Annotated in this window: 12 protein-coding genes; 6 read left to right on the plus strand and 6 right to left on the minus strand. The window is 71.0% G+C overall.

The window, feature by feature from the left end; all coding sequences use genetic code 11:
* Window positions 1-4: 4 nt before the first annotated feature.
* Window positions 5-1,012: a helix-turn-helix transcriptional regulator gene (locus tag M3Q35_RS15960; protein ID WP_273942572.1), complete on the plus strand. Its 1,008-nt coding sequence runs from the start codon at window positions 5-7 to the stop codon at window positions 1,010-1,012.
* On the opposite strand, the gene M3Q35_RS15965 is transcribed toward M3Q35_RS15960, so the two are convergent.
* Together M3Q35_RS15965 and M3Q35_RS15970 are read right to left on the minus strand one after the other, a co-directional pair.
* Window positions 991-1,404 (minus strand): beta propeller repeat protein, encoded by a 414-nt coding sequence (locus M3Q35_RS15965; protein WP_273942573.1) that lies wholly within the window; start codon window positions 1,402-1,404, stop codon window positions 991-993. The two genes, M3Q35_RS15960 and M3Q35_RS15965, sit on opposite strands and share 22 nt — an antisense overlap.
* Entirely contained in the window at window positions 1,401-2,918 is a 1,518-nt protein-coding gene (locus tag M3Q35_RS15970) for a WD40/YVTN/BNR-like repeat-containing protein (protein ID WP_273942574.1), read from the minus strand. Before M3Q35_RS15970 ends, M3Q35_RS15965 begins: the two co-directional genes overlap by 4 nt.
* Before the next feature lie 48 nt (window positions 2,919-2,966).
* Between M3Q35_RS15970 and M3Q35_RS15975 the strand changes: the two genes are divergently transcribed.
* The 4 genes from M3Q35_RS15975 to M3Q35_RS15990 all read left to right on the plus strand — a co-directional run bounded on the left by M3Q35_RS15975 (window position 2,967) and on the right by M3Q35_RS15990 (window position 5,968).
* Window positions 2,967-3,704 (plus strand): IclR family transcriptional regulator, encoded by a 738-nt coding sequence (locus tag M3Q35_RS15975; RefSeq protein WP_273942575.1) that lies wholly within the window; start codon window positions 2,967-2,969, stop codon window positions 3,702-3,704.
* A 4-nt stretch (window positions 3,705-3,708) separates the two neighbouring features.
* Window positions 3,709-4,272, plus strand: coding sequence for a cadmium resistance transporter (locus tag M3Q35_RS15980; RefSeq protein ID WP_273942576.1), 564 nt, complete (start codon window positions 3,709-3,711; stop codon window positions 4,270-4,272).
* 100 nt (window positions 4,273-4,372) lie between these two features.
* Window positions 4,373-4,954: a hypothetical protein gene (locus M3Q35_RS15985; RefSeq protein ID WP_273942577.1), complete on the plus strand. Its 582-nt coding sequence runs from the start codon at window positions 4,373-4,375 to the stop codon at window positions 4,952-4,954.
* 30 nt (window positions 4,955-4,984) lie between these two features.
* Window positions 4,985-5,968 (plus strand): amidohydrolase family protein, encoded by a 984-nt coding sequence (locus tag M3Q35_RS15990; protein WP_273942578.1) that lies wholly within the window; start codon window positions 4,985-4,987, stop codon window positions 5,966-5,968.
* Here the strand turns inward: M3Q35_RS15990 and M3Q35_RS15995 are convergent.
* Window positions 5,919-7,322, minus strand: a complete 1,404-nt coding sequence (locus M3Q35_RS15995; protein ID WP_273942579.1) for an FAD-dependent oxidoreductase — start codon at window positions 7,320-7,322, stop codon at window positions 5,919-5,921. The genes M3Q35_RS15990 and M3Q35_RS15995 overlap by 50 nt on opposite strands.
* A gap of 123 nt (window positions 7,323-7,445) precedes the next feature.
* Here M3Q35_RS15995 and M3Q35_RS16000 point away from each other — a divergent pair, with 123 nt between their 5' ends.
* A complete protein-coding gene (locus M3Q35_RS16000; RefSeq protein WP_273942580.1) occupies window positions 7,446-7,847 on the plus strand; it encodes an MmcQ/YjbR family DNA-binding protein in 402 nt (133 codons plus the stop codon).
* A gap of 144 nt (window positions 7,848-7,991) precedes the next feature.
* Here M3Q35_RS16000 and M3Q35_RS16005 read toward each other — a convergent pair whose 3' ends face one another.
* From M3Q35_RS16005 to M3Q35_RS16015, 3 genes are read right to left on the minus strand one after another with little or no spacing between them, the layout of a single operon-like run.
* A complete protein-coding gene (locus M3Q35_RS16005) occupies window positions 7,992-8,645 on the minus strand; it encodes a response regulator transcription factor (protein WP_273942581.1) in 654 nt (217 codons plus the stop codon).
* Window positions 8,633-9,721, minus strand: a complete 1,089-nt coding sequence (locus tag M3Q35_RS16010; RefSeq protein WP_273942583.1) for a hypothetical protein — start codon at window positions 9,719-9,721, stop codon at window positions 8,633-8,635. Before M3Q35_RS16010 ends, M3Q35_RS16005 begins: the two co-directional genes overlap by 13 nt.
* Window positions 9,714-10,841: a sensor histidine kinase gene (locus M3Q35_RS16015; protein WP_273942584.1), complete on the minus strand. Its 1,128-nt coding sequence runs from the start codon at window positions 10,839-10,841 to the stop codon at window positions 9,714-9,716. The genes M3Q35_RS16010 and M3Q35_RS16015 overlap by 8 nt, the downstream gene beginning before the upstream one ends.
* Between the last annotated feature and the right edge of the window lie 55 nt (window positions 10,842-10,896).

A 10,896-nucleotide genomic window follows, 5' to 3' on the forward strand; every position in this document is an offset into this window, starting at 1 on the left:
CCGGGTGTTGGAGGCGTTGGGCCTGACCGCGGCCGAGGAACGGGTGTACCGAGCGGTCGTGGTGGGGCACCGGGCCGTGCCGTCGGAGCTCGCCGCCCAGCTGGACGTAACGGCTCAGACGTTAGATCCCCTGCTCCAGGCCTTGATCGACAAAGGCTTGGTGAGCCGCGTCGGCGGCCGGTACGTGCCAGCCCCGCCCGATGTCGCCCTCGGCCCGCTGCTGGTGCACGGCCAGGCCGAGCTGGAACGGGCCCGCGCCGCCGTCGGACAACTGGCCGAGCAGTACCGCAAAGGCGTGCGGCGGCGGGATTCCACGCAGCTGGTGGAAGTCGTCACCGGCGCCGAGGCGATCCGCCAGCAGGCACTGCAACTCCAGCGCGAGGCCCGCACCGAGATGTTGTGGTTCTGCCGCATCAACCCCATCGCCATGACCTCCACCGAGAACGAGGAGGAGTTCCGGGCGTTGGCCCGCGGCGTGCGCTACCAGGTGGTGTACGAGACCGCCATGCTCGAGGAACCCGGCGCCCTCAAGGGTTTGGCCAGCGGCATCCAGGCCGGCGAGCAGGCCAGGACCGTGCCCACGGTGCCGGTCCGGCTCGCCATCGCCGACCGTCAGGTGGCACTCTGCCCGCTCGGCGACGAGGCCGACGGCGAGCCCACCGCCGCCCTCGTCCAGGGCACCAGCCTGCTCACCGCGCTCATCGCCCTGTTCGAGACCTATTGGCACCGCGCCACTCCCGTGCAGATCGACGGCAACGGCGGCCCGCTCACCGCCGACGAGGTACGGCTCCTGTCGCTGCTCATCGGCGGCGTCAGCGACAAGTCCATCGCCACCCAGCTCCAGGTCAGTCAGCGCACCGTGCAGCGCCGGGTGCAGGACCTCATGCGTCGGGCCGATGTCCGCAACCGGATGCAGCTGTCGTGGCAGGTGGGCAAGCTCGGTTGGCTGGACAACGCCGCCGGGCCCGTGGCCGGCCCGGCGGCAGGCAGTCAGCTCAGCGGCAGCCGGTAGACACCGCTGCTGCCCGTGCCGACAAACAACCAGTCACGCGTCGCCAACAACGAGCGGACGTCGCGGTCGGGCAGGCCGGGCATCGTGGTCCAGTGCTTGCCGTCGCCGCGGAGCAGGCTGGTGCGCGAGCCGAGGTAGAGCGAACCGTCGGCAGCATAGGTGGCGGCGTCGTAGTCGGCGGCGGGGGTGTTGGGCACGGGGGCGAAGGTCCGGCCGCCGTCGATGCTGAGCTGAACCAGGTTCTCCCCCACCGCAACGACTTCCGAGCCCCGCACGGCGACGTTCTTCACGTTGCCGTCGAGGACCTTGGTCGCGGTCACGCCGGCATCGGTGCTGTGGAACAGGCCGTTGGGCGTGGAGATCCACACCTCGTCGCCGCGGCCGGCGGTCACCGCCCATGCTCCCTCGGCGCCGTAATACGCGTGCGGCGATAGGGTCTTACCGCCGTCGGTGCTGGTGTAGAGGCTGGCGCCGGTGAGGTAGGTGGCGATGTAGAGCTTGTCGGGATCACGGGAATCGACGGCCATCGACCGCGACGAACCCGGCACCACGTCGGCCGACTGCCGCCAGGTGGATCCGTTGTCGTGCGAGCGTTCCAGCCAGATGCACGCGTCGGGGCAGAAGCCGATGCGTACCCGGGCAACGTCCTTGCCCGGCAACGCGGCCACCCCGCCGATGACGTTGCCGATGGTCGCCGGGGCCTGGCCGGTCCAACCCCAATCCTGGTAGCCCGTCGGGGTTTCGCAGTCATCGACGACGTCGATCGGTAGCTGTCCACGGACGTGCCGGCGATCAGCGACGAGCCGGAGATCGCCAGTGCGCCGACGCTCACGGCCGGCACGCCGATGCGGCGGAACCGTGCCGAGTCGGTGGTGGTGTAGATGCCGGCGGCGGCGCTGATCACCAGCTCGTTCGGACGATCCGGGAAGCTGCCGAGGTCGGAGTACAGGTCCAGGGCCGGCAACGCCTTGGGCTGGGGCGTCCAGTGCCGGCCATTGTCGTGGCTGACCCAGGTGTTCTTGCGCGCGTTCGGGCCTGGCGACGGCTCCAACGTCTGCGCCTGGATGTCGCCGCCGGGCGTGATGCCGAGGTAGCTCACCCAGTCGGTGCCCCACGGACCGGTCATCGCCCGCCAACTCCGGCCGCCGTCGATGGAGATCACCGCGCTGCCGTCACGTTCCTGCGACGCCACCACGAGCGGCCCGTGCGCGGCGAGGTGCTCGACGAAGATGTCGCCGGGCACCGGGAGTTTGACCGTGCCCTTGTACACGGCGCTGTCCGTGGCCACGAACAGCGCGTCGCCGTCGACCACGAGCCGCTTCGCGCCGGCCGGCGAGCCCTTCACCAACGTCCAGTGCGTGCCACGGTCCTGGCTCTCGAACACGCCCGACGCCCCGGCGGCGTAGACCTTGCGCCCCAGCACGGCGACGTCGTAGATGTCGGCCGAGTCGTCGAAGACCTGATGGAACGACCGGGCGCCGTCGGTGCTGCGGTAGACATATCCCTTGCCGCCGCCCAAAACGCTGGCCGCCACGTAGACCACGTTGGCGTCACGGGGATCGGCGGCCAGGTGACTGCCGCTCACACCGTCGGCGAACGGAGTCGGCGGGGCCCAGGTGATGCCGTGATCGTCGCTGCGGAACACCGCCCGCGCGCCGTCCGGCAGGACATAGAGTCTGGACGGCGCCGCCGGCGTGAAGGCCAGGTAGCCGCCGCTGGCGTTCGGCCCCATCGACAACCACTGTGCTGATGAACTTTGGGGACCCGGCGCCGCGTTGGCCGGCACGGCCAAGGCCACGGTGAGCCCCATCGCGAGCACTGCTCGTCGCAGGAAACGGTGCATCAGCCCAGGATTGGCCAGCGGCCGGGGTTTGTCACCGGCCGGGGCCTGTCCGAACCACGACACGTCGCAACTCCGCCACCGCCGGCACCGGCCCGCCTATAGTTACGCCGCGTGGCACCGAAATCCGGCGAGGACGACCGCCAGGGCATCCAGTCCGTCGAGATCGCGATGACCGTGCTCGGCGCGATCGAGCGCGGACGCGGGCCGATGAGCCTGTCCCAGATCGCCGCCGGCGCCGACATGGCGACCAGCAAGGCCCACCGCTACCTGGTCAGCCTCAGCCGCGCCGGGCTGGTGGCCCAGGCCCGCAGCTCCGGCCTGTACGACCTCGGGCCGGCCGCACGGCGGCTGGGCGTCGAGTCGCTGCGCCGGATGGACGAGGTCGGGCTGGCCTCCGAGTACCTGCCCGAACTGCGCGACCGCACCTCGCACGCCGTCAACCTCGCGGTGTGGGGCGATCACGGGCCGGTGCTCGTGCGCTGGGAGTACGGCGTGCATCCGCTGCCGATCACCATCCGCATCGGCGCCACCATGCCCCTGACCACGTCGTCGGTCGGTCTGGTCTTCCTCGCGCACCTGCCGTCCGCGCTGACCGCTCCCCTGCTCACGCCCGGTTTCGACGCCGCGACGGCCAGGCGGACGGTGCTGGACAACGGCTTCGCCCACACCAGCGAGGCCATGATCCCCGGCGTGACGTCGCTGGCCGCGGTCGTGCTGACGGCCTCGCTGCCGCTGGCCGTGGCGCTGGCCCTGCCGTCGCGGACCGACGCCGATGAGCTCAAGGCGATCACCGCCGACCTGGTGGAGACGACCAGGCGCATGTCGGCCGAACTCGGCGGCGGGCACTAGCCGGATGGACCTGGTCCTGGCGGCCGTCGGCATGTTCGCGGTCACCAACATCGACGACATGCTGGTGCTGGCGGTGTTCTTCGGCCTGGCCGCGGGCAGCCGGCGGGCCGCGCTGCACATCGTGCTCGGCCAGTACCTCGGGTTCGGCGCGATCCTGGCCGTGTCGGTCCTGGGCGCGCTCGGCGCCGGACTGCTGCCGGCGCAACTCATCCCCTACCTCGGGCTGCTGCCGCTGCTGCTGGGCCTGCGCGCCGCCTGGAAGATCGTCCGCCCCGACGACGACGCCCCGGCGTTCAACAAGGTCGGGTTCGCGCAGGTCGCGGCGGTGACCTGCGCCAACGGCGGCGACAACATCGGCGTCTACGTGCCGGTCTTCGCCGTGGCCGGGATCGGCGGCATGACCGGCTACATCGTGGTGTTCCTGGTCGGCGTCGCCGTGTGGTGCGCCGCCGGCCGGTTCCTGGCCGGCCGTCCCCTGGTGGCGAAGGCGCTGTCCCGCTGGGGCCACCTGATCCTGCCGGTCGTGCTGATCGGCCTCGGCCTGGTCATCCTCGCCGGCGCGCTCTGACATCTCACCCACAGCAATCGGCCCACAGGTCTCGACAGCGGCATTCACTACTCGTAAGCTCGCTCCACATTAGTGAATCCCAACGGCGGGAGGAACGGTCATGTCCACGAGCGTCGTCGAGGTGCACGCCGACCCGTTACCGGAGATCCGGGCGGACCGGGTGTGGTTCCGCTGGTGCGCCCGGCATCCGGTGGCATCGGTGCTGGTCGTCGGCTTCGTCGCCACCCAGATGGCGACCACGCTGGGCTACTTCATGCCGGCGATCGGGCTGCCGGAACTGCCGTGGCCGCTGCACAACGGCATCGTCGCCGCGCCGAACACGCCCGAGGGCACGGCCGCCTCGTACGCGGTCGGGCAGTTCATGCACTACCTCGACGGCATCGCCTTCACCATGGTGTTCGCCTTCCTGGCCCACCCGCGGCTGCCGTTCCGCGACACCGAGGCCGGCAACTTCCTGAAGGCGCAGCTGTTCTGCACGATCCTGGCGCTGATCGCGATCACGCTGCTGGTGCCGTTCGTGTACGCGCCGGGCAAGGGTTTCGGCCTCTTCTCGTTCGGCCACGGCTGGCAGTTCCCGTTCGCGGTGTGGCTGTGGCACCTCATCTTCGGCGCGCACATCGCCGCCCTCTACAACCCCGGCCGGGTCCGGCGCCAGGCCATCGCCGACCGGGTTTCCGGCTGAACCGTTGACGCGCTAAAGAGGAGAAGAACCGTGCTGGGGAAGATCGCGCTCGAAGAGCACTTCGCGACCGAGGAGACCATCGGCGACTCACAGCCGTACGCGCCGGCGGCGTCCTGGCCGGAGCTGCGGTCCCGGCTGCTGGACATCGTCGACCGGCGGGTGCGGGAGATGGACGCCAACGGCGTCGAACTGATGCTGCTATCGCTCAACTCCCCGGCCGTGCAGGCGATTCCCCACGCGGCCAAGGCGGTCGACCTGGCCCGCCGGGCCAACGACTTCCTGGCCGAGGAGATCGCCAAGCGGCCGGACCGGTTCCGCGGCTTCGCGGCGCTGCCCATGCAGCATCCCGAGGCGGCGGCCGAGGAGCTGCGGCGGGCGGTGGTCGAGCTCGGTTTCGTCGGCGCGCTGGTGAACGGCTTCTCCGAGCTCGACGAGAACGGCACGACCAGCCATTACGACACCGAGGACCACCGCCCGTTCTGGGCCGAGGTCGAGCGGCTGGAGGTGCCGTTCTACCTGCACCCACGCAACCCGCTGCGGCAGGACGCCCGGGTGTACGGGGACCACGACTGGCTGCTCGGCCCGGCCTGGGCGTTCGGCCACGAGACGGCCGTGCATGCCTTGCGGCTCATCGGATCCGGCCTGTTCGACGCCCATCCGGGCGTGCGGATCGTGCTCGGGCACCTCGGCGAGAACCTGCCGTACGGCTTGTGGCGCCTGGACAACCACAACGCCTGGCACGGGCAGCGGGCCTCGGGCTACCGGGCGCGGCGGCCGGTGGCCGACTACATCCTGCGCAACTTCCTGATCACCACCTCCGGCAACTTCACCACGCAGGCCCTGTTGTCGGCCATCATGTCCCTCGGCTCGGACCGGATCCTGTTCTCCACCGACTGGCCGTTCGAGAACGTCGACCATGCCGCGCACTGGTTCGACGCCGCGTCGATCAGCGAGACCGACCGGCTCAAGATCGGCCGAACCAACGCCCTGCGCGAGTTCCGGCTCGGCGGTTGAGCAGGATCGCCCTGATGCGCACACTCGGCCTTGTCAGCGCGCGGGGATGCCGGAGCAGGAAGGTGACCTCGTCGAACAGCCGGTTCAGGTCGTGGTCGTGCGCGGTGGCCATCGCGACCTGGTTGCTCAGCCACTGGCGGATCCGGTAGAAGCGCGGATACGGCCCGGTGACGTGCGGCAGCTGGAGGTCGGCCGCGGTGGACAGCGACCAGGCGGCGTCGACGAAAACCTTCTGCCGGGCGAAGAATCCCCGTGCCGGCCGGGTCAGGTCCGGACGTGAGCGCAGGAAGTCCGACAGGCAGGAGGCGTGCAGGATGCCGGCGGCCATGCCCTGCCCGTAGATGGGATTGAAGGACGCGACGGCGTCGCCGACGGCGATGAGCCGTGCGGGCAGGCGCTTGAGCCGGACGTAGTCCCGGCGGCGGCTGTCGGGATGCCGGTAGGTCCGCACGTCCTCGACGACGTCGCCCGAGACGGCATGGGTGTACTCGGGCGTGAGGTCGTCGCGGCAGACGCGGATCAGGTCGTCGATGGTCTGCCCGGGCCGGTGGTCGGCGTAGCCGGCGACGAGCACGAGCCAGCGGTCGCCCTCGATCTGGCTGACCGATGCGCCGGCGTTGGTGGACGACACCTGCGGCGTGTAACCGTTGAGCACGAACGTGTAGTCGGGTTCGTCGGTACGGCGGAAGACGGCACTGGCGTAGTTGAGGTCCACGGTCATCCGCTGCATCGGCGGCCGCTGCCAGCCGGCTTTCTCCAGCCAGTCGCCGAGCCGGCTGGAGCGGCCCATGGCGTCGACGACGAAGTCCGCCCGCTCCACGGTCTCGGCGCCGTCGGCCTCGACCCGGACGCCGGTGGCGGCGTCGCCGGTGAACTCGACGCCGGTCGCCCGTCCGACGATGGCTTTCACGTTGGGCAGGGCCAGCACGTGATGTCGGATCCGGGCCTCGATGAAGGGCCGGCTGGCGCTGAGCATTGTTTCCTGAGCATCGCTCGCCCGGGGGAAGTCGTCGATGTAGCGGCGCAGCCCGGTCGGCAGCAGCCGCCGCCCGCCGGCGGCGACGGCTGCGTCGGTGAAGCCGGGGAACCAGCGCTCCAGCTGGATGAGGCCGCTGGGCAGCAGCGCGTGCACCTGGCTGCCCTGCGGCACCCCGGGCCGCGGCGCGGTGCTCGTGCCCGGGTCGTCCCGCTCGACGATGATCACTTCGTCGGCGTGGTCGGCCAGCACGCGGGCCGCCGTCAGCCCGGCCACACTGCCGCCCAGCACCACCGCCCGGGCGAACAGGACGGGCGTGTCGGTCGGCGGCCGTGGATCGCTGAGCCGCGCGAACACCGCGGCGGTCGAAGTCGACATGATGTTGTCCCCCAACGAATGCGACTCTGGAACCCTTCACCTTACGCACCGCACGCGCTCCATCACCGGCAGTTGCCCACAAGGGCAGCCGAACTGTCGGACCCGCTCCGTAGACTTGCCCGCATGCCAACCAGCAGCGCCGTGTTCCACCGCATCCTGGACGCGCTCGACGAGGTCGCGAGCTCCCCGGCGCACGACTGGACGTCGTTCAGCGTGCGCGGCAAGCGGTTCGGCTACTACTGGCCGCGGACCGAGACCGTCGGCCTCAAGCAGACGATCACCGAGCAGCAGGCCCTGGTGTCCGAGCGGCCGGACGTGTTCGAGGAGCAGTTCACCTCGGGCGGCTTCGGCTGGGTCGTGGTCTACCTGGACGGCGTGGAGCCCGACGAGCTGGCCGAGCTGGTGTACGAGGCGTGGCGGCTGAGCGCGCCCGATGAGCTGGCCGACGGCCTGCCGTTCACCAAGGTGGCCAAGGCCTGTCTCCCGCGCGTCACGGCCCGCAAGCGGGCCAAGGCCTCCCGCTGACGCCCGCCCACACCGACCGGCCCAGACTGCCAGCTTCACCGGCTACACTCTGGATTCGGGGGCCCTCCCCCACCCCCACCCCGCTGACCAGCCTTTTCGCTCAGCAGCGCGGATCCCCATGCCACTACCGTCGCGATGGTGGCTTCAGCCGGTGAGATCCTCCATCGCGATCAGCCCGTCCTGGATCGCCCGCTCCACCAGCGCCGCCTTGGTCCGTGCCGGCCGGCCGGTGTTGGCGTACTTGATCCGCACCCGGTCGATGTAGGTCTCCACGGTCTTGATCGACACCCCGAGTTTGCCGGCGACCAGGCGTTTGGAGTCGGACTCGAACCACGCGACCAGCGTCTCCATCTCCCGCTCGGACAGCTGCGGCCGGCTGGGGCGGCGGTCGGTGCTCATCACGCCGCCCAGCGACGGCGAGGTGTAGGGCAGGTCGGCGGCGGCGGCCCGGATGGCCGGGATCAGGTGGTCGGGCCCCTCGGCCTTGGTGAGATAGGTGAACACGCCCAGGTCGAGGCAGGTGAGCACGGTGTCGCGGTCGGAGCGCCCGGAGTAGACGATCACCTGCCGGCCGGCGTCGACCAGCCGCTCCAGCTCACGGAACGCGGGCGGCCCGTTGAGCTGGAGGTCGAAGATCACCACCTGGGCCGACGCGCCGGGCTCGGTCCAGGCCCGGGCGATCCGGCCCTCGGCGTCGATCAGCTCGACCGGCGGCAGGGCGGCGGCGCACCACGCCCGCACGCCGGCGGCGATCGCCGGATGATCGTCGACGATCACGGCGGTGATCAGCTCTGCCACGTCGCTTTCACCCACAGGCGGTCCTCGTCCTCGACGGTGGTGATCGTGACAGCGCCGTCGGCCAGTGGGAAAGTGCCCGCCGCACCACCATCGGCGACCACGCTGACCGAAACACCCGAATCCGTGCCCAGAACCGTAACGCGCGCCCAGTTCCGTGCAGTGCTCAGTACCCGCACCGGCGCCTCGGTCAGCCCCCGCCGCACCTCGCGCGGCAGGCCGGGCCAACTGCCCTGGGTCGCCAGGTCGACCAGCACCCCTCGCCGCTCGGCGATGTCCACGCAGGCCTTGACCTCGTGCAGCAGTCGGTCGTCGACGTCGTCCCCTTCGGCGAACAGCCGCCGCATGCGGGCGGCGGCGATGGCGCAGTCGCGCCGGGTCTGGTCGTCGGCCGGGTCGTAGCTGCCGTCGGCCAGTCCGGTGAGCAGCGGCCGGACCTCGGCCTCCAGTTCCTGTGTACGCCGTTGCCGGTCCTCGTGCACCCGCGTCGCGATCGCCTCGGTCGCCCGTACCTCCGCCTCGGCCGCGGCCGCACGAGCAGCGGTCCGCGCGGCGTAGCGGACCATCCAGGTCGAGGCGCCGGCGGTGACCTGGAACGCGCCGATCGTCACGATGTCCGTGCCGACGTTGATCAGCACCAGCGGCGCCAGCTCGCCGCCCAGCGCGAGGTGCACGAAATTGGTCGCGAAGTGTGCCGCCAGCACACCCAGCAGCACGCCGAGGTGCTGGTCGAACAGCAGCACCACGGCGACCCAGCCGACACCGTCGATCGGCCAGTTCGCATATCCCGGCACTTCGATCACCGGAATCAGGGCGTTGACCAGCACCGACACCGCCAGCGTCAGGCCGAGCGCCGGCCACCGCCAGCGACCCCACGACCGGCCGCGCACGATCAGCACGCCTTCGACGGCCAGCAGCCCGATCAACGTGAGATAGCCGGCGACGACCGGCCAGGCGACCAGGTACACGTCCAGGTGGGTGATCAGCGCCGGCAGGTCCAACGCGGCCAGGTCGGCGGTGGCGACGATGAGGATGGCGATCCTGAGCCGTCCTCGCAGCCGGGCCATGGTCTCAATCACGGTCCCACTCCAGCCGCACGGTGGTGCCCTCGCCCGGCGCGGAGGTGATCGCGGCCCGGCCGCCGGCCGCGGCCAGCCGGTCGACGATGGAGTTGGCCACGCCGCGACGACGTTCTGGCACGCTCTCGGGCCGGAATCCCTTGCCACGATCGCTGATCACCACCGATTCGGCGGTGATGATCACCACAGCCGACGTCTCCCCCGAGTGCCGGGCGACGTTGTTCAGCGCCTCCCGCAACGCCCCGCGCACCGCCGTCGCCACCTCCGGTCGCAACGCCAGGACGTCCGGCGCGGTCAGGTCGACGGCGACCCGGCTGGCGTGGATCACCTCCAACAATGCCGGCAGCGCATCCCCTTCGGCCACCGAGGTTTCGCCGGCCAGCGCCAAAAGATCACGTCGTGCCTGCTCACGGACCCACTGCCGGCTCGACCCGACCTCGCCCAGCCCCACCATCAGCAACGTCGTCGCCGCGGTGTCGTGCAGCATCGCGGCGTGCGCGCGTTCGTCGGCCCGGACGGCTTCCGCCACCGCCGCCTCGCGTTTCGCCGCCTGCGCCCGGTCTTCCTGCGCGTCGGCCGCCCGTGCCGCCTGCACGAGCAACGTGTTGAGAACACGGGACAACACCGCCTGCACGGGCGTCCAGGCCCCGATCGCCGCCGCCCCGATCCACAGCTCCGGCGCCGTCCACCACGCCCCGACCAGGAACGCCGCCGTCGCCACCAGCGCCGACACGATGCCCGACACCGGCCTGGTGTGCCACTGGTGGAACACGACGGCGACCGACACGAGGGTGATCACCCAGCCCTGGCCGTTGCCGACCGACAGCGGCGGCACCGTCCACGGCTGGAGCAGGCTGACGACGCTGAGCACCGCGACGTCGGCCCACGCCAATCCGGGTGGCGGGTCTCGCCACAGCAGCCTCGCGTAGAGCACACTCCAGGCGGAGACGGTGATGACGATCACCGTCGTGCGCAGCTCGTGGCCGGCCGGCGCCGACATGACGCCCAGCAGGCCCCCGACCAGGGCGACCACCAGCCGCGCCACCGCCAGGATGCGCAGCGCGGCGCGCGTCAGCTGCCCCTCGACCGATCCCCATGTGGGGTGTTCACCCGACACCATTTGCACGGAGTATGGCGCATCGTTGATGCCGGACGGGGAACCGCTTGCGGGGGAC

It is taken from the genome of Kutzneria chonburiensis, assembly GCF_028622115.1.
Lineage (GTDB): Bacteria > Actinomycetota > Actinomycetes > Mycobacteriales > Pseudonocardiaceae > Kutzneria > Kutzneria chonburiensis.